The organism is Tolumonas lignilytica (assembly GCF_000527035.1).
Taxonomy (GTDB): Bacteria; Pseudomonadota; Gammaproteobacteria; order Enterobacterales; family Aeromonadaceae; genus Tolumonas; species Tolumonas lignilytica.
The window spans coordinates 2,961,227-2,980,676 of sequence record NZ_AZUK01000001.1 but is presented as its reverse complement, the minus strand read 5'-3'; the positions used below and the strand labels follow the sequence as shown (position 1 = coordinate 2,980,676).

Here is a 19,450-nt window from a genome sequence, read left to right as displayed (position 1 = left end):
CAAAGCGATGATTGTTCAAAGCCTGCCTTGATGTGTCTAGAATTCAAATTTGTAAAATATATCGACGGCTTGGCTCAGACTGCTTACCGCCTGCAAATAAAGCTGTGGAAGCAGGAAATAACGTAACGTTACTTCACTGACTGCGCTATAAACACCGACACCATATTGCAGCTGCAAATCTTTCAGCACATACGCCGATAAATTCACCTTCGTGTCCGTGCCACTGCCTTTGGTGTCAAACGTCGCATCCTTCAGACCAAACGTCGATGCCACATCCGACACCACCCCATTCGCCTGCCCTAGCCCTGCCCCGATCATCATGGCCGCCATGGCTTCTTCGGTAGAACCATTCGTGGTTGCGGTTGAACTGCGACCACGCAATAAATAAGAGAGCTTGTCGGTGTCCGGCAACTCAGGTTCCGAGAACACCTGAGCACTGATTGACGTGATCGGCGCATTAATTTTCACACCGACCGTCACGCTCGTATTTTCCATGGTCGCAGGATCACGGATCGCCTCGGCCATAACATAAGGTGTCGTGACATCGCCATTAAACAGCAACTTGCCACTGCGGATCACCAGATTCTGGCCGTAAGCCTTGAACCGCCCATTCACTAATCGGATCTCCCCCTGCGTCAGCAATGACTGCCCCGGTTTTTGACTAAAGTGCAGACTGCCGGCGAGTGCCGTCCTTAACCCCATCGCATTGATGCGGACATCGGAACCCAGCGTTAAATTCACATCTATCATGAAAGGAAATGGCACAGAGACATTCTGTTGTTGTAACGGCCGGACAATATGCACATCGTCTGACACTTCAACACCATTATCAGGCAGGTTTTTAACATCAACTCGCGCCCAGGGCACCGAGACATCGCCACTCAACGAGACCTTATCGGCATCAAACTGCAATTGCAGATCAGAATCTACTTTGCCGCTGCCATACCCGGCAAACGCCAATTCAACCTGCTCACCATGTAATGCCAATAAACCCGTTGGAATACCATCTGTCCAACTGGAATGTCCGGTAAGAGATATTTTCCCTTTGCCTGCCGCCATACTGGCATTCAAAGTTGCCTTATCTCCCTCCACCAGCAATGAGCCATTGATCTGTTTCAGACTCACCATTTCAGTTGCAGTATCTACTTCTCCATCTTTCAAATTGATCTGACCATAAAACAGAGGAACATGCAGCGTCCCCGCTAAACGGCCATGAATATCCACGGTGCCTTTCGTACTGTGCAGCACATCCACCAACGGTCCGACACCGTAGAGCTGTAAATCACTCACATTCACAGATCCACTTAATACTCGCCGTTTTAATGGATCAGCGACCTGTGCATTGACGTTGATATGCCCCAACATATCCGAATCGAGGAGAAACACTATTTTTGCAGTCGTGGCATTCACATCAAGTTGTAACTGCATATCCCGGTAAGGGGTGTGGACCTGCTCAGTCACCCATTCACCATGTTGACTGCGCGCAGATAACCGTAGATTAGGCGCGCCCTTATGCCACCCCAATAAGCCATTGGCCTCTAATACGCTGTTCCAGTTCAGGTTCTCAGGCAACCAGGGTCTGATACGTTGCGCATCTAACCCAGATAAAGCAAACGGGATCGCACCATCCGAAGATGCAATGGATGCATTTTCAAAACAGAGCTTAGCCGGAGCAGAACGCCAGCAATGCGCTTTCAGTGCCAGTGCATTATTTTTCCATTGTAATTTTAACGGTGCCTGCAATTGCCAATCACCAAGGGTGCCACCTAATCTCCCATCTTGTAGCACCCCTTGCCAACCCTCTTTTTGCCAACTACCCGCCAATAACAGATTCGTATTGAACTGCTTGCCTTCACTGGTCAGCGTTAACTGGTGCTTTTGCGCATTGCCGCGTAATGACAACGCCACGTTTCTTAACGAAGTGCCATCGATATTCCAGCGGCTTGCATTGATCTGTAATTGACCGGGCAACATTTTATCCAGTGTTGCCTGCCCGGTGATCGCCAGATCACGGATGACTTGCCCAGGCATTACCAACCGTGATGCCGCGAGACGCATTGCCAGAATAGGTGATTTAACCGGGCCGTTTAAACGCAGATCGCCATCGAGACTTCCGTCCAACTGCCGACTGATCAGCGCCAGTTTTGGCAACCTTACCTTGGCAGCCAGAGCCCATCCCTGTTCAAGATGACCATTCAGAGCCAGTGAATTCGGGCCATTCTTGATTTCCACCTGCTGAAAATTCCAGTTCCCCTTTTGATTGCCCTGTATTGCACCTTGTGCAGTTAAAGGGAAGCCATTCCAGCTACCGCTCAATGCAATTGAGGAAAGCTCGCCTTGCCATTGCTCATTCTGCCAGTCCAGTTTCTGTTTTAAGCGCCCCGATACGGCCGCCTGCGTCTCAGGTAACCAGTGCGCCACTGCGGGTAACGATACGTCAGTCTGTCCCTGCCAGTGCACGCCGTTTTTCCAGTTAAGCAACCCTGTCATGTCGAGATAATTCAGTCCGTCGCCCAAATGTAGGCGTTGCAACTGTAATTGCGCTGTACTACCGGTTAACACAAGCTGGAGCCGACTCGACGGCAAAGCACGCCACTTCCCTTCTGTTTCCAGATCCAGCTTGTAACTGCTCAATGCCCCCTGCGCCTCGATCTTTCCTCGGCCAACCGACAACCCTGCTAACACAGAGGGTAACGGTAACGCTTGCCAATTCCCGTGGATCTCAAAAGGTAAATCATTGTGCAGTGGTTTTAATTTTCCTTGCAGTTGTAATTTTTCAGCTCCTTCCAGCGTGGCGGTAAAGCTCAGATCCTGCAAATCGCCCTTGGTCTGCAAGATAACGGTACGGAGCGAATCGGATGCATTTCCCGGAATCAGTGAAGTCACCTTCAACTGAGTATCCAGTAAATAATTCCGGATAAACGTCATGCTGCCTGTTAAAACTGCACTGCGTTTATCTTGCAGGGCTGTCAGTTGCTGAACACTTAGTCGCTGAACATTGAGCACATGACCATCAAAGCGGGCTTGTAACTGCAGATCCATGAGCCCTGTGTCAAACCCTTGCTGATGATAACGGCCCTGTTTCAAATCCAACTCTGCCAGCCGGATATCAAAAGGAACAAACACCTCCGGTAGCGATTGCGCTGTCGTGGAATGCTGAATGGTCGGATGGGATGTTTTATCAGCGACAGATGGTTTAGCAGAAATAACAGTGGGTTTCAGCCAGACATCCACTGAGTTCACCTTAGTCCCCGCGATATCAATCCGATGTCCATCCCAATTGGCGGCGGTGTTTAATTCTTTTACTTTTACTTGAACGACGGAATCGTCATACAAAAAATCGCTCACCTTTAACCGCCCTAACTGAATCGGGAGCGGTGTTGAGATATAGCTGTTTACGTTATCCGTGGTCGCAGCAAGCTGTTCTTCGGTACTTACACTATCGGTACGTGAGACAGTTAAACCCTCAACATCCAGCTCACCAAGCGCCAACTCGCCATTCAGTAACGAGGCTAATGTCCATTTTGTCTGAACATGCTTTAGCGAGACCGTAATGGCATCATTACGCCAGCGTGCATTTTGTAATTGCCATCCCTCCGCAAGCGATCCTGAGACCCATTCGCCCTGTAATCCGGGAACCCAACGTGTGAGCTGATTCCACATTAACTGACTTGCAGACACAGAAAACAGCAAGAAAAAAAGGAGCGCGACCAGAAATGCAACCAGCAACACTGCGGATGCAACCCAACGCCGACTTCTCAGACTCATAGTTCTGGCCCTAATGCAAAATGTAACCGGAAAGGCACTGACTGTTCAGACACGCCAAAAGCGAGATCAAATCGCAACTGACCAACGGGGGTCAACCAGCGCCCCCCAACCCCGGTACCCATTTTCCACGGATCTTTGTAATCATTGGTTGCCGTGCCCACATCCACAAACGTCGCAATGCGCCATTTCGGCGCTACCTGGTAGTTATATTCCAGACTGCCTACCGTTGTATTCAACGCGCCCGAGAGTGCGCCCGTGGCATCATGAGGTGAAATGGTTTCGTAACCAAACCCTCTGACAGTCTGATCGCCCCCCGTGAAAAAACGCTGAGATGCCGGAATTTCACTTAAATTTCCCCACAGCAACGCTCCTTGCTCGGCACGAAAAATCAAGCGGTGCTTCGAATAATAGGTGCGCAGCCACTTCGTTCTTCCCCAGACCTTCACAAATCGTGTATCCGATGCCCACAGCGGATCGGAGAACATCACAGACAGGGTTTGCTGATCACCCCAATAAGGATCGATCCCGCCCTGACTGCGAACGCGGCTAATCGAGGCCCCCGGTAAGAACAGCAAGCTGTTCCCGCTGTCTTCCCCCTGCGCATATCGTTCATAGGCCGTTTTAAAGAAATAATCGCGTTGCCAGTTTCCCATCAGCGTGGTCCAGTAATGCAGACCAGTTTCTATTTTCTGAGATCGGGTATCACTTTGTGAAACATTGTTATAGGTCGTTTGTAACTGGTAATAATCGTCTATCGGGTTTTTATTGGGTATCCGGTAACTGAAGTCTACCGTTTGCGTTGTCTGTGCAATTTTGATCTGAGAAGAGAAACGATGTCCCGCATCATTCACCCAGGGGCGTTCCCAATTCCATTGAACACGAGGGCCTTCATCGGTAGAAAACCCGATCCCGGTTTCCATCTGATTTGGCTTTTTCTTCTGCAGATGAATCGTGATCGGGATCTGGAAGTTTTGCGCATGACTGACTTGAGGATGCACGTCGACAACCTGGAAATAACGTGTTTGCGATAATGACTGGCTTAACTCTGCCAGTTTGCGCGTATCGTAAACATCCCCCTGTTTAAAGTGGAATAACGGTTGGATCAATTGAGTTTGGGCAATGCCGTCGATGGAGATCGAACCAAAATGATATCGGTGCCCACTGTTAAAGATAATGTTGATATCGGCAGCCGTGTCTCGGGGGTACACCTGAACATCTGACTGGGTAATTTTGGCATCAAAATAGCCATGCGTTGCCGCCAGTGTTTTCAAGCGATGCTTAATGTTTTCATACTTACCGTGATGCAAAACACTGCCGGACTCCAGATCAAGCGAAGAGAGTATTTTCAGAAAATCAGGATCTGTTTGCGCATCCCCATCCAAAACAACCTGGATCTGCCGAACTTTAACCGGTTTTCCAGCATCAATCTGCACCTGCAAAGTATGCGATGGCTCAACCGGATATTTAAAATCAATCTGTGGGGAATAATATCCCAGTGCCTGCAGCGATTTTCGGATCGCCTCTGTAATTTTTGCCTCTCGCGCCTCAACCCGCTGGCTATCGATCACCGGCAAGGCCGCCAGATAATATTTTACATTATCAAGTAATTCTCCTTTCACCCCGCGCACATCATAGGTGACCGGCGCAGCCAAAGCGGATGACATAACGCTCATCAGCAAACTGCACACCATGAGGTAATACCGGTATTTGTTATACTTCAATGAATCCCCGCTCATCCCTTTATAACAGAATGCCTGATTTGTTAATGTGTTGTGACACTTTAAATCCTATCACAGCAATGCCTCAACCGAGTCAGAAAAGCGTCTTTGTTTCAATTCTATTACTTGGTTTTTAGAAAATTTGAGACTACCCTAGCAGAGCATATTCTCAGGGCGGGGTGAAAGTCCCCACCGGCGGTATACAGTATGAAGAGGTCTTCAACTGAGAGCCCGCGAGCGGTTAAAGCATCCCCATGCTTTAATGTCAGCAGATCCGGTGTAATTCCGGAGCCGACGGTTATAGTCCGGATGGAAGAGGATACAACAAGCCTCCGCATTCAGCGGAGGCTCTGTTATTCCATGCCCTGATTCTGGTAAATAAATACACAGGAGTATTACCATGAATCAGTCTTTACTGACCCCTTTTGGCAACCCGATTCAACGCGTAGAACGAGCACTGATTGCATTACAGCAAGGTCAGGGTGTGTTGGTTGTTGATGATGAAGATCGCGAAAACGAAGGCGATCTGATCTTTTCTGCGGAAAAAATGACCCCGCAGCAGATGGCACTGATGATCCGTGAATGTTCGGGTATCGTCTGCCTCTGTCTGACCGAGGAACGTGTTCGTCAGTTAGCATTACCGATGATGGTGGAGAATAATACCAGCGCCTATCAAACCGGATTCACTGTCACCATTGAAGCGGCCCACGGTGTAACGACGGGTGTTTCTGCGCATGATCGGATCACCACAATTCGGGCGGCAATTGCTGACCGTGCCGAGCCGTCTGATCTTAACCGGCCCGGTCATGTCTTTCCTCTTCGCGCCCGTTCCGGCGGCGTATTAACCCGTCGCGGTCACACCGAAGCCACCGTTGATCTCATGAAACTAGCCGGATTAAAACCGTTCGGCGTTCTTTGTGAGTTACAAAATCAGGATGGCTCGATGGCGCGTCTGCCTGAAATTGTCACTTTTGCCGAAAAGCATCAGATGCCGGTGTTGTGTATTGAAGATCTCGTCACTTATCTGACGATGGATACAAAAGCAGCAGTTTAAATTTTTCACAATTTTTCACATCGGTTATAAAAAAGGCCACTGTATTCAGTGGCCTTTCTCATCACAAAGCATTAGCGCATATCGCGTAAAGCCTGGATGCGTTTTTCTAACGGCGGATGACTCATGAACAACTCCATCATCGCGCTTTTACCATTGATGCCAAACGCCATCATGGTGCCTTCCAACTGAGACTCCTGTCCGTGCGCCAATCGTTGTAACGCGGCGATCATCTTCTCTTTACCTACCAGCTTGGCTGAACCCGCATCGGCACGGAATTCACGCTGGCGGGAAAACCACATCACGATCATCGAGGCCAGGAAACCAAACACAAGCTCGAGCACCATTGAAATCGCAAAATATGCCATACCGCCGCCAAAGCTTGACTCTTCATCATCAGAACGCGAAACGTTACTGATAATTCCAGCCAGCAAACGCGACAGGTAAATCACAAACGTATTCACCACACCCTGAATCAAGGTGAGCGTTACCATGTCGCCATTGGCTACGTGACTGATCTCATGGGCCAAAACAGCTTCAGCTTCATCCCGACTCATGTTGTAAAGCAACCCGCTACTGACAGCGACCAGCGCCTCGTTGCGGTTAGCGCCTGTGGCAAACGCATTCATATCGGCGGCATCATAAATACCCACCTCAGGCATACCAATCCCCGCCTGTTCAGCCTGACGCTTGACCGTATTAACCAACCAATATTCAACCTCAGTTCGAGGTTGTTCGATTGGCTGAATACCATAAGCACGTTTGGCCATCCATTTGGACATCAGCAAAGAAATAATTGAGCCGCCGAAACCAAATACCATCGCCATCAGCAACAGACCCGATGATCCCCGAGGATTAATCCCGAAGAAACGACTTAAAACACTTAATACAATCGACAGGACCAGCATGACTGCCAGGTTTGTCGCAAGAAACAGCAACACGCGTTTCATTTCAGCTCCTTTAACGTGCGAAATGTGTATATGCACACAACCTGATCATAGGGTCACGAATAGGAATTTCAAGTAAATGAAATGTAAGAAATACTATATATTTAACTCGAAATAACCGAGGTATTAATAGAAACACCTCGGTTATTTAAATAAATTAAAGCAGAGAAGAGATATCGAGATAATGTCCAAGCCCATGCTCATGAGGCTTGTTGATATAAGGGATCTCACCCAGATACGGTGATGGGATCAGACTTTTTAATGTTTCCAGATTCGCCTGATAATGACTCATTGCCGGGTTTACCCGATTCATACACCAGCCAGCCACAGGAAGCATATCCCGATGAATGGCTTCGTAGGTCAGCAAGGCGTGATTGATACAACCTAATCGGGCCCCGACAACCATGATGACTGGCAGATTTTCATATTTAACCCAGTCAGACAGGAAATGACCATTCCCGATAGGCACACGCCAACCACCCGCACCTTCTACAAAAATGATATCGGCATTCGTCGCTTTCTGCAGACGGGATAAACCATCTGACAACACATCCAGCTTGATCGTCACACCTGATTCTTCTGCTGCAATATGAGGAGAAGAGAATGGCTCAAAAGAATAACCAACCACCTGCTCGTATTGCAGTGGCAAGGTACTGTGTTTTTGTAAAAACAACACATCCTGATTACACAGCCCCTCCTCCATGATTTCACATCCCGCAGCAACCGGCTTGAAGGCTACTGCTTTTAATCCTCTTGCGGCAGCCGCCTGTAACAACGCCAATGTACTGGTTGTTTTCCCCACATCGGTATCAGTACCGGTAACGAAAAAGGTTTTGCTCATCGATGTAAAACTCCGTAGCACACATTATAAGTGACCGGAAGCAATCCAGTAGGTAGTCGGTATCGCTCATAAGCTTGTTGCAAACGAAGCAATTTTTGCCGGGTTAACAGACCTTGATGACGCTCTCCGTTAACCTGGCTGGCACCAATCCGTTTCAGACTCTGTAGGATGGTATTCACGTCCGCATAGTGCATCACATGGCGACAAACCTGCCAAGTTTTGCATCGAATGCCCGCTTCCTGCAAAACAGAACGGAGTTCCGACACACCCATGAACTGATTGATATGCTCATAGTCATCCACTGCAGTCCATGCATCCCGTAGCTCAAATAAGCTTCCTTCATTAAGCGTAGCAAACAGCGCATAACCCTGTGACGTTAATACTCTTTTTATTTCCCTGAACGCCTGAACCGGTTCATGACACCACTGTAATGCCAGACTGGAAAAAACCAGATCTTGAGATTCACTGCGCAATGGCAATGCTTCAGCATCACCACAGACATATCCCTGAGCATCACCACGCAAACCAGCCTGTTTCAACATTCCGGTGGAAATATCCAACGCCAGCAAGTAGTTACATAATTGTTGCAGGTTTGATAAAAAAAAGCCTGAGCCACATCCCAGATCGAGACCATTCCCATACTTTTCATCCGGAATAAGACTCAATAGATTACGCCCAACTTCCTTTTGTAACAATGCATATTGATCATAGGAACTTGCAGCTTTACCAAACCGTTCCGCCAGTGCTTGCTTATCAACTTGTTCAAACATCCGCCATACACTCTTTTAATGCCCCGAGCAAAAGCGATACATCAGAGGCCTGATGTGCTGCTGTCAGCGTAATCCGTAAACGTGCTGTACCTTGAGGTACGGTAGGTGGGCGAATAGCCGTGACCCAAAGCCCTCGGGCACGTAAACGATCAGCAACGGCAATAGCTTTATCAGCATCGCCAATCAACACCGGTTGAATGGCAGTCACGGAATCTCCGATGGCAAAACCTAATTCTGCAATGCCCGTTCGGAATAAATGTATTAACGATTGTAGGTGTGCACGCTCAACATCCGCTTGCTTTACCCAATGAATAGCAGCTTGGATGGCACAGGCCTGAGCTGGCGGTAAGTGCGTGCTGTAAACATAGTCACGGGCAAAGTTAACTAGATAGTCAATAAGCTGTTTACTGCCACCCACAAAAGCCCCCGCCACGCCGAGTGCTTTACCAAACGTCGCCATCCGAATATGGACACCATTCGGCGAAACCTGTTGATGCGATAGCGAGCCTTGCCCTTGTTCACCCAGCACACCCAAACCATGTGCATCATCAATCATTAGCCAGTTTCCGCTTTGTGCAGCAAGATCGGCCAATTGCTGACAAGGGGCTTGGTCACCATCCATGCTGAAGACCCCTTCGCTGATGATTAACCCAGTCTGTGGCTGTAACAACGAAGCCAGATGAGCCATGTCATTATGACGAAAACGCAGCATTTTAGCGGGTGATTGTGCCCCGGCTTCCTGAAGAGAGGCGTGATTAAGTCGATCTTGATACTGGCTATGTTCTTTCTGCAATAATGCTTTTATCACGGCCTGATTAGCCGCAAAGCCAGTAGAGAACAGCATTACCGATTCCACACCCAGCCATTCGGCCAGTGTTTGCTCTAAATCCGCATGCGCCTGGGTATAACCCGTCACCAAGGGTGACGCACCGGCACCAGCGCCCCATTTGTCCAGTCCAGTCTGCCAGGCTTGGGTCAAAAATGGCTGGGCTGCCAATCCCAGATAATCATTGCTGGAGAAATTAAGGTAAGACTGATCATTTAATCGGATGAAGCGTCCCTGACCAGATTGCAGTATTTGACGCTGACGAAGCAGGCCCTGTTCGGCCCGCTTATTCAGTGCCGCTTGTAAATCAAACGGCATTGGCTGGTGTCCGCGGTTTACTGGCATCATAGAACAATGCACCTTCCGCCTGATCGGCAATGGCTTCCAGCAGGGCATGTTCTTCCACCATGTCCGGCTTCTGGGCGCGTGCTTCGGGTTTCAAACCCAGGCGGGCAAACAGTTGCATATCCTCGTTTGCATCGGCATTCGGCGTAGTCAGCAGTTTGCAACCGTAGAAAATCGAGTTGGCCCCAGCCATGAAACAGAGTGCCTGCATCTGATCGTTCATTTTTTCGCGACCGGCAGATAAACGGACGTGTGATTTAGGCATGAGAATCCGCGCAACGGCGATAGTGCGGATAAAATCAAACGGATCAAGATCATCCTGATTTTCCAGCGGGGTGCCTTTCACCTTCACCAGCATATTGATCGGTACACTTTCCGGCTGTACCGGTAGATTGGCCAGTTGCACCAACAAACCGGCACGATCCTGCACCTGTTCCCCCATACCCACGATACCGCCAGAACAGATCTTCATACCGGCATCACGGACATGCTGTAAGGTATCCAGACGTTCCTGATAAGTACGGGTAGTAATGATCGCGTTATAAAATTCCGGCGATGTATCCAGATTATGGTTGTAATAATCCAGACCGGCCTCAGCCAACTGTTTCGCCTGATCTTCTGTCAGCATACCCAGCGTCATACAAGTTTCCATGCCCAGATTTTTCACTTCCTGGATCATGCGGATGATGTACGGCATATCACGGTCACGAGGATTCCGCCAGGCAGCCCCCATACAGAAGCGTGAAGATCCGGCCTCTTTCGCCTCTTTCGCCCGTTGCAGTACTTTTTCGACTTCCAGCAGAGTTTCTTTTTCCAAACCGGTGTTGTAGCGCGCACTCTGTGGACAGTATTTGCAGTCTTCCGGGCAAGCACCGGTTTTAATTGATAACAATGTGCTCACCTGCACTTCATTCGGGTTGAAATGCTGACGATGAACAACCTGAGCCTGAAACAACAGATCGTTAAAAGGTAATGCAAACAGCGCTTCAACTTCGGCTACTGTCCAGTTATGACGGATATTTGCTGACATTGTTATCAATACTCTCAGACGAAAATAATTTGGATAGTCTATGTATGCCCGGTAAACTGTCAATTAAAAACAAGATCTGATATTTACATCAGGATAAATAATGAACAACCAGCAATTTGATAGTCAGCATATCTGGCATCCCTATACCTCATTAACCCACCCTCTTCCTGTCTATCCTGTAAAACGTGCGGAAAGCGTGTATCTGGAACTGGACGATGGCCGTCGTTTAATTGACGGCATGTCTTCATGGTGGGCCTGTATTCACGGTTATAACGTACCGGAACTCAATAATGCGATTCAGGCGCAACTACAGAATATGGCTCATGTCATGTTCGGCGGTATCACCCACCAGCCCGCGATTGATTTATGCCGCAAACTGGTTGAACTGACACCGCCAGGGTTGGATCGTGTGTTTCTGGCTGATTCAGGCTCGGTTGCAGTTGAAGTTTCACTCAAAATGGCCATTCAGTATTGGCACAGTAAAGGTACGCCACGGCATCGCTTTCTGACCATTCGCAACGGCTATCATGGCGATACCTTCGGTGCGATGAGTGTTTGTGATCCGCAAGGCGGTATGCATGAACTTTACACTGGTTTTCTGCCGGAACACCTGTTTGCCAATGCCCCACAGTGCCGACCGGATAAAGAATGGAACGAAGAGGATATTGCTGATTTAGCCCGTCAGCTATCTGCCCACCAGCACGAAATTGCAGCCATCATTTTAGAACCAATTGTTCAGGGCGCGGGTGGCATGCGTTTCTATCATCCGCAATATTTACGTCGTGTACGGGAATTATGCGATGAATACCAGATCCTGTTGATCGCCGATGAAATTGCCACTGGGTTCGGGCGCACCGGAAAACTGTTTGCCTGTGAATGGTCCGATATTACACCGGATATTATGTGTCTGGGAAAAGCACTGACCGGTGGTTACATGACCCTTTCAGCAACACTGACGACCGAAAAAGTTGCCACAACCCTGTGTAATGGGAAAGCTGGCGTACTGATGCATGGCCCCACCTTCATGGGCAACCCTCTGGCCTGTGCCGTCGCGAATGCCTCTCTGGATCTATTACTCAGTTCTCCATGGCAACAACGCGTCTCGCAAATTGAGCAACAACTGAGTGAAGAACTAGCTATTTACCGGGAGCATCCTGCCGTCGCAGATGTGCGAATACTGGGTGCTATTGGCGTCGTCGAAACCAGAACACCGGTCAATATGGCTGAATTGCAGGCCATTTTTGTTGAACAAGGTGTCTGGATCCGCCCATTCGGGCGACTGATCTACATCATGCCGCCTTTCGTGATACCGTCTGATGAATTAAGCAAGCTGACTAAAGCCATTGGAGTCGGGCTTGATTCAATGATTTGATTCAATAAACGGATGCATCGCAGAGAGTGATGCATCCTTTATTTCCTGCCATTCCTCAATCGTTCGTTGTAACCATTGAGCAAATGCCTGATAGCGCGGACGTTGTACATGTTCGCGAGAACAGTAAAGCTGATATCCCATGCCCGATGGGATCTTATAATCTACCGGCATCACCAGCTCACCACGCAATACCGCAGGCATCACCAAAAACCAGCGGCCCATTGCCAATCCCATCCCGTGTTTGGCAGCTTCCAATGCCATCGCATGCTGATTAAAAACATATTTCCGATTGCTGTGAGGCAACACAATCCCAGTGGCCTGACTCCAGTGTTGCCATTCATAACCGAACTCAAACTGTTCCAGCGATTCCGTACAATGTAGTAATGAGCAACGTCGCAGGTCAGTTTTATCCCGACTCAGCAAACCATGACTCGCTGCATATTCAGGGCTGCATACCGGAACCAACCATTCCTCAAGTAATGTCCACGAATGCAAATGCGGCAGCCCCGCGTTACCGTAATACACGGCCATATCGACCGGTTCAGTTTCAAAATTGGGTAAACCGTGCTGCCCATAAAACAACAAATCCAATGACCGATAGGTTGTTTTAAAACTATTCAATCTCGGCATTAGCCATAACTGACCGAATGCCGGTGGCAAACCGATGCAGAGCATACCGCGCAATTCTTTAAAACGAATATCCTCTATCACTTCGTTGATTTGCTGCAACGAACTGGTCAGAGCCAATAACAATTGCTCCCCTTCCGGGGTCAGTACCAATTTGCGGGTCAGTCGAATGAATAATTTGAACTTCAGTAATTCTTCTAGACGACGAATACGCTGACTAATCGCACCTTGTGTCAGATAAAGCTCTTCTGCTGCTTTTGTAAAACTTAAATGTCGGGCTGAGACCTCAAAGGTATGCAACAACGCCAACATACTTTGTTCAACCAGCATCCGTTTTCTTCCTTTTTATGGATTAGCCTAATTAATACATAATGTGAGTTATTTCGCTTTTAGTCAAAATGAAACCGGTTACAATTTTTTCATAGACACAACGAAGGACAACAAGTCATGAAAAAAGATCTGAAGATTGCCATTATTGGTGCTGGTTCCAGTTATACCCCTGAATTAATTGATGGTTTAATTGCACGTAGTAGCCAGTTACCGATCCGCGAAGTCCGCTTAGTCGATATCGATGAAGGTTGGCATAAAGCTGAAATTATCCTGTCACTGACTCGCCGGATGTTTGAACATGCCGGTTTGCCTGTAAAAGTGATCCTGACGCAAGACCGTAAAGAAGCCTTAACCGATGTCGACTTTGTCTGCTCTCAATTCCGGGTCGGTTGTCTGGATGCACGTATTCGTGATGAGCGAATTTCGCTGAAGCACGGCATGCTGGGTCAGGAAACCAATGGCTTAGGCGGTTTTGCCAAAGCTCAGCGTTCTATCCCCGCGACACTGGATATCTGCCGTGATATCGAAAAATACAGCCCGGATGCCTGGTTATTAAACTTCACGAATCCGTCAGGCATTGTGACTGAAGCCGTATTACGCCATACCAAAGTCAAAGTCGTTGGCTTGTGTAATGTGCCGGTATTAATGCAAAAAGGCATGGCAAAAGTACTGAATGCCGAAGAACAAGATGTGTTTGTGCAAGTCGCCGGTCTCAATCATTTTATTTTTGCCCGTCAGGTAAACCTTCAGGGCGAAGACAAGATGGATTATGTACTGGAAGAGTTCCTGAACGATAATCAGGCATTCAATCCGAAAAATATTCCTTCCTTGAAATGGCCAAGAAAATTACTGGCAAACCGTCATCAGATCCCTTGCCCATACCTGCGTTATTATTTCAGCGCGGATGACACTTACCAGAAATGTGTACATGAAGCAGAAACAGAAGGTACACGCGGTGAAGTGGTAAAACGTCTGGAAGAAAAACTGTTTGAAATTTACAGCAACCCGTCTTTATACGTGAAGCCAAAAGAATTAGAAGGTCGTGGTGGCCAATACTATTCTGATGCGGCCTGTGATTTGATGAGTGCCATCTACAATGACAAGCGGACGCTGATGCATGTAAATACCCGTAACAACGGCACCATCGCTGGCTTGCCGGATGATTGCTCTGTCGAAGTCACCTCCGTCATCACTAAAGCAGGCCCGATGCCACTGAATGTTGCACCATTTGAACCGGATACACTGGCTATGTTGCAGACCATGAAAACCTTTGAACGTTTTACCATTGATGCAGCAGTAAATGGCGATTATCAAAGTGCCCTTCGCGCTCTGACGCTGAATCCACTGGTCAAAACCGGCAAGGTTCTGGAAGCCGCATTGGATGAAACCATCCGTGAAAACATTAAATACATGCCTCAGTTTCAGGCCTACTACGAAGCTAATCTGAAATAATGTAATTTAAAGGACGGCGCAATGCCGTCCATACTGCGTTCCAATGCAATCGTGTAACCCGTGTGTGTGTCAACCGCAGGATGCGTTTTACCGGAAATGTTTAGCATTTCCGGTTTTCTTATTCACTCAGACCTCTGAATAATCATCGAACAGAAAAGAGCGCTCTGTTAGACTAAAAAGGTTTCTGGCAACGAGATTCTGTAATGCGTATTTCCATTACCGGGAAAATTTGTTTCATCCTTTTGATTATTTTCTCACTGGTGCTAATCAGTACTACCCTGTATCAAACATTCCGTGAACGAGAACTGGTTCTTCGATTCAGTAATGAGCAGGTTTCATCTCTATTGCAAAACTACAAAAACGATCTCGATCTGCTCATCAGTGAGCACCAACCCGATCGTTTGGCTTATTACCAGCAAGGCTTGTTAAAACAGAAATATGTATTAAGCATGAAGTGGGTACGTGACCAAAGCAATGACGTATTAGGTCCGCTAAAAAACGAGAATTTACCAACGGATCAGCATGAAAACATGGCATTACAAGGCAAACTGTTTCAACAAACCATGAGCGCAAAAGGGCAAACCAAGATAATCACCATCATGCCCTATTTTTTGCCAACCCAGACGGGAACAGACAGAAAGCCTGTGGCCGCAATCCGTATAGAATATTCACTGGATAAACAACTCGATACGGTTGAACAACACATATTCATTTCTGCCATCATGCTTTCTGTGATTTTTAGCGGTGTCTTACTGATGACTTTGGCTATTATCCGTAAGCAGGTCGTTTTGCCATTACAGAATTTGCGTCAGGCAATCGACAATGTGGCAGATTTTGATGATTTATCCAATCGCCTTCCCGTGGTCCACAATGATGAAATTGACCAAGTAAATGAGAGTTTCAATCAACTCATGGAACATTTATCGGGAAATGAGTTTGAAAACAAAAAACTGGCCGAGACAAATTGGCGGGAAACCCTTCCACCATTGAGCTAAAAAGCATCACACTGATATAAAATAAGGGTTCCTCTATACATTCGCCTTGAGACATTCGCCGACCAAGGTAAGATGAGAACATTTTCATATTGGCACTGCCAAATATAAGTATTAAATGGAGAAGCAATTCAGATGACTCACGTTCCCGTAATTGACGTGCTGCAGGGCAAATATGCCGTTGGTACGACATTGACAGTAAAAGGTTGGATCCGTACTCGTCGTGATTCCAAAGCAGGTATTTCATTTCTCGCCATCCATGATGGCTCCTGCTTTGCACCTGTTCAGGCTGTAGTGCCAAATACTCTGTCAAATTACGAAAGCGATGTATTACGTCTGACGACTTCCTGCTCCGTTGCAGTCACAGGTGTGGTGAAAGCTTCCGAAGGTTCTGGGCAGCAATTCGAGATTGCAGCCGAAGAGGTAACTGTTCTGGGTTTTGTTGAAGATCCAGATACTTACCCGATGGCCCCTAAACGTCATTCTGTTGAATACCTGCGTGAGCACGCGCATTTACGTGTACGTACCAATATGATGGGCGCCGTGACCCGCGTCCGTAACTGTATTGCACAAGCCATCCACCGTTTCTTCCATGATGAAGGTTTTATGTGGATTGCAACTCCACTGATCACCGCGTCTGACTGTGAAGGTGCCGGCGAAATGTTCCGTGTTTCCACGCTGGATATGGAAAACCTGCCTCGCACTGACAAAGGCGCTATTGACTACAATCAGGATTTCTTCGGCAAAGAAGCTTTCCTGACTGTCTCCGGTCAGTTGAATCTGGAAACCTATGCTTGTGCCATGTCAAAAGTCTACACCTTCGGACCAACCTTCCGAGCAGAAAACTCCAACACCAGTCGCCATCTGGCTGAATTCTGGATGGTTGAACCGGAAATCGCCTTTGCTACGCTGGACGACAACGCAGCATTAGCAGAAAAACTGCTGAAATATGTGTTTACTGCGGTATTGAATGAACGTCGTGATGATATGGAATTCTTCGCTGAACGCGTAGATAAAGATGCGATCAACCGCCTGGAACAATTTGTTAAAGCCGACTTTGCACAAGTTGATTACACCGACGCGATTGAAATCCTGAAAAACAGTGGCCGCAGCTTTGAATTCCCTGTGGAATGGGGTATCGACATGTCTTCAGAGCACGAACGTTATCTGGCAGAAGAACATTTCAAAGCCCCGGTTGTTGTTAAAAACTATCCGAAAGATATCAAAGCTTTCTATATGCGTCTGAACGACGATGGCAAAACTGTTGCCGCAATGGATGTATTGGCACCAGGTATCGGTGAAATCATCGGTGGTTCACAACGTGAAGAACGCTTGGATGTGCTTGATGCCCGTCTGGCTGAAATGGGTCTGAATAAAGAAGACTATTGGTGGTATCGTGATCTGCGTCGTTACGGCACAGTCCCTCATTCCGGCTTTGGTCTGGGTTTTGAGCGTCTGGTCGTCTATGTCACCGGTATGGGCAACGTCCGTGATGTGATCCCATTCCCTCGTACTCCACGTAACGCGGAATATTAATATTCTTGTAGATAGAATAAAGGCCAGTTTTGCTGGCCTTTATTTTACGCAATATTTATCCCGCATATTGTGTTTCATGGTCCAACAGCCACTGTTTCATACCCAAGCCACCCGCATATCCGACTAATTGGCCGTTAGCACCAATCACTCGATGACAAGGCACAATGATCGCAATCGGATTCCGATTATTTGCCATTCCCACTGCGCGCATTGCTTTCGGTCTGCCGATTTGTTCCGCGATCATTTTATAGCTCACGGTTTTACCATACGGGATAGTCCGTAAAGCGTGCCATGCAGATAACTGAAATTCGGTCCCCGCCATCGATAACGGTACCGAAAATTCTTGTCGGGTCCCGTTGAAATACTCATGTAATTGCTGGTGAGCCAAAACAAGAATGGGATGCAAAGGTTCAGTAACCGTCATACCATCAACAGGAGGGTTATTTAATAACAACGACTGCAACCCTTCATTGTCAGCTTCTAATCGCAGGTATCCTACAGGAGAGTGCAAATAACTGATTGCTGTCGTCATATATTATTTCCTAATCAAATTTCACTTCAATATTTGATGCAACCAGTTTGGCTTGCTCAATGGCTAATTCCACATTTTCTGCACGAGCTAGCGCTACCCCTAATCGACGTCGTCCTGCAATCTCAGGTTTTCCAAATAAACGCACTTGCGCCCCAGGAACCAAAGCCAATGCAGCAGGAAGATTACCATAACGAATATCGGTAGAATGCCCTTCTCGCAACACAACAGCCGATGCTGCTGGGCCATATTGGGTAATACGACCAATTGGCAACCCCAGAATGGCTCGTACATGTAACGCAAATTCAGAGAGATCCTGCGAAATCAAAGTAACCATGCCCGTATCATGCGGACGCGGTGAAACCTCACTGAAGTAAACCTCATCCCCTTTGATGAAGAGTTCAACACCAAATAAGCCATAGCCACCTAGTGCTTTTACCACTTCGCGAGCGACATGCTGTGCTTTTTCCAGCAAGATATCGCTCATGATCTGCGGCTGCCAGGATTCGCGGTAGTCACCATCTTCCTGTCGATGTCCGATAGGTGCACAAAAATGAATTCCATCCACGGCATTAATCGTCAACAACGTGATCTCATAATCGAAAGGAACAAACCCTTCAATAATGACTCGACCACGACCTGCACGTCCGCCTTCTTGCGCATATTGCCAAGCAGACATAACCTGCTCATTGTGACGGACGACGCTCTGCCCCTTACCAGAAGAACTCATGACCGGTTTCACTACGCAAGGAAAACCAATCTGTTCCACTGCCTGCCGATACTCGGCTTCCGTCTCAGCAAAGAAATAGGGAGATGTAGGCAGTTGAAGTGTTTCGGCTGCTAAACGTCGGATCCCTTCACGATCCATGGTTAAACGGGTCGCTAATGCAGTCGGCACTACATTGAAACCTTCTTGTTCTAATTTTTGCAGCGTTTCCGTTGCGATGGCTTCAATTTCTGGAATGATAAAGTGTGGTTTTTCTTGATAAACCAACTGACTCAGCGCTTCCCCATCAAGCATAGAGATAACATGGCTGCGCTGTGCAACCTGCATAGCTGGCGCATGCTCATATCGATCGACAGCAATAACTTCTATACCTAGGCGTTGTAGCTCAATAGCCACTTCCTTTCCCAGCTCACCAGAGCCTAAAAGCATTGCACGAGTTGCACCATTGGAATAAGGAGTTCCTAGAAAAGACATAATCTCTGTTCCCTGAGTAAAATAACTGAATTCTGACCCAGAGATCATACTAATATCTGGATACAGAGCAACTGGAAGCAGGCAAGAAATAAAAAAGAAGAGGTGGATGATTCTT

The 19,450-nt window shown here is 47.6% G+C and carries 15 protein-coding genes and 1 riboswitch; of the genes, 5 read left to right on the top strand and 10 right to left on the bottom strand.

Annotation, left to right across the window (positions count from 1 at the left end; translation table 11 throughout):
• Positions 1-36: 36 nt before the first annotated feature.
• On the bottom strand, positions 37-3,768 hold the full coding sequence (gene tamB, locus H027_RS0113870) for an autotransporter assembly complex protein TamB (protein WP_024873059.1): 3,732 nt from the start codon (positions 3,766-3,768) through the stop codon (positions 37-39).
• Positions 3,765-5,432 (bottom strand): autotransporter assembly complex protein TamA, encoded by a 1,668-nt coding sequence (tamA, locus tag H027_RS0113865; protein ID WP_237657957.1) that lies wholly within the window; start codon positions 5,430-5,432, stop codon positions 3,765-3,767. Before tamA ends, tamB begins: the two co-directional genes overlap by 4 nt.
• Positions 5,433-5,647: 215 nt before the next feature.
• Positions 5,648-5,811: riboswitch (FMN riboswitch) on the top strand.
• 75 nt (positions 5,812-5,886) lie between these two features.
• Here tamA and ribB point away from each other — a divergent pair.
• Positions 5,887-6,540: a 3,4-dihydroxy-2-butanone-4-phosphate synthase gene (gene ribB / locus H027_RS0113860; protein ID WP_024873057.1), complete on the top strand. Its 654-nt coding sequence runs from the start codon at positions 5,887-5,889 to the stop codon at positions 6,538-6,540.
• Positions 6,541-6,611: 71 nt separating this feature from the next.
• On the opposite strand, the gene htpX is transcribed toward ribB, so the two are convergent.
• From htpX to bioB, 5 genes are all read right to left on the bottom strand, one after another.
• The gene (gene htpX / locus H027_RS0113855; RefSeq protein ID WP_024873056.1) at positions 6,612-7,487 is read right to left on the bottom strand and encodes a protease HtpX; all 876 of its coding nucleotides are present in this window, start codon (positions 7,485-7,487) and stop codon (positions 6,612-6,614) included.
• Between the two features lie 154 nt (positions 7,488-7,641).
• Positions 7,642-8,325 carry a dethiobiotin synthase gene (gene bioD, locus H027_RS0113850; protein WP_024873055.1) on the bottom strand — a complete coding sequence of 228 codons (684 nt, stop codon included), beginning with the start codon at positions 8,323-8,325 and terminating at the stop codon, positions 7,642-7,644.
• Entirely contained in the window at positions 8,322-9,095 is a 774-nt protein-coding gene (gene bioC, locus H027_RS0113845; RefSeq protein WP_024873054.1) for a malonyl-ACP O-methyltransferase BioC, read from the bottom strand. Before bioC ends, bioD begins: the two co-directional genes overlap by 4 nt.
• Positions 9,088-10,269, bottom strand: coding sequence for an 8-amino-7-oxononanoate synthase (gene bioF / locus H027_RS0113840; RefSeq protein WP_237657956.1), 1,182 nt, complete (start codon positions 10,267-10,269; stop codon positions 9,088-9,090). The genes bioC and bioF overlap by 8 nt, the downstream gene beginning before the upstream one ends.
• The gene (gene bioB / locus H027_RS0113835) at positions 10,229-11,296 is read right to left on the bottom strand and encodes a biotin synthase BioB (protein ID WP_038149294.1); all 1,068 of its coding nucleotides are present in this window, start codon (positions 11,294-11,296) and stop codon (positions 10,229-10,231) included. The genes bioF and bioB overlap by 41 nt, the downstream gene beginning before the upstream one ends.
• 100 nt (positions 11,297-11,396) lie before the next feature.
• On the opposite strand from bioB, the gene bioA reads away from it, so the two are divergent.
• Positions 11,397-12,668, top strand: a complete 1,272-nt coding sequence (bioA, locus tag H027_RS0113830; protein WP_024873051.1) for an adenosylmethionine--8-amino-7-oxononanoate transaminase — start codon at positions 11,397-11,399, stop codon at positions 12,666-12,668.
• Here the strand turns inward: bioA and H027_RS0113825 are convergent.
• Positions 12,657-13,625 carry a LysR substrate-binding domain-containing protein gene (locus tag H027_RS0113825; protein ID WP_024873050.1) on the bottom strand — a complete coding sequence of 323 codons (969 nt, stop codon included), beginning with the start codon at positions 13,623-13,625 and terminating at the stop codon, positions 12,657-12,659. The genes bioA and H027_RS0113825 overlap by 12 nt on opposite strands.
• Before the next feature lie 117 nt (positions 13,626-13,742).
• Here H027_RS0113825 and H027_RS0113820 point away from each other — a divergent pair, with 117 nt between their 5' ends.
• The 3 genes from H027_RS0113820 to asnS all read left to right on the top strand — a co-directional run bounded on the left by H027_RS0113820 (position 13,743) and on the right by asnS (position 17,605).
• A complete protein-coding gene (locus tag H027_RS0113820) occupies positions 13,743-15,077 on the top strand; it encodes a 6-phospho-beta-glucosidase (RefSeq protein ID WP_024873049.1) in 1,335 nt (444 codons plus the stop codon).
• Between the two features lie 203 nt (positions 15,078-15,280).
• Positions 15,281-16,072, top strand: a complete 792-nt coding sequence (locus H027_RS0113815; RefSeq protein ID WP_024873048.1) for a HAMP domain-containing protein — start codon at positions 15,281-15,283, stop codon at positions 16,070-16,072.
• A 132-nt stretch (positions 16,073-16,204) separates the two neighbouring features.
• Positions 16,205-17,605, top strand: a complete 1,401-nt coding sequence (gene asnS, locus H027_RS0113810) for an asparagine--tRNA ligase (protein ID WP_024873047.1) — start codon at positions 16,205-16,207, stop codon at positions 17,603-17,605.
• Positions 17,606-17,660: 55 nt separating this feature from the next.
• On the opposite strand, the gene H027_RS0113805 is transcribed toward asnS, so the two are convergent.
• On the bottom strand, positions 17,661-18,137 hold the full coding sequence (locus tag H027_RS0113805) for a methylated-DNA--[protein]-cysteine S-methyltransferase (RefSeq protein ID WP_024873046.1): 477 nt from the start codon (positions 18,135-18,137) through the stop codon (positions 17,661-17,663).
• A gap of 10 nt (positions 18,138-18,147) precedes the next feature.
• Positions 18,148-19,335 carry a formate-dependent phosphoribosylglycinamide formyltransferase gene (gene purT / locus H027_RS0113800; protein WP_024873045.1) on the bottom strand — a complete coding sequence of 396 codons (1,188 nt, stop codon included), beginning with the start codon at positions 19,333-19,335 and terminating at the stop codon, positions 18,148-18,150.
• Between the last annotated feature and the right edge of the window lie 115 nt (positions 19,336-19,450).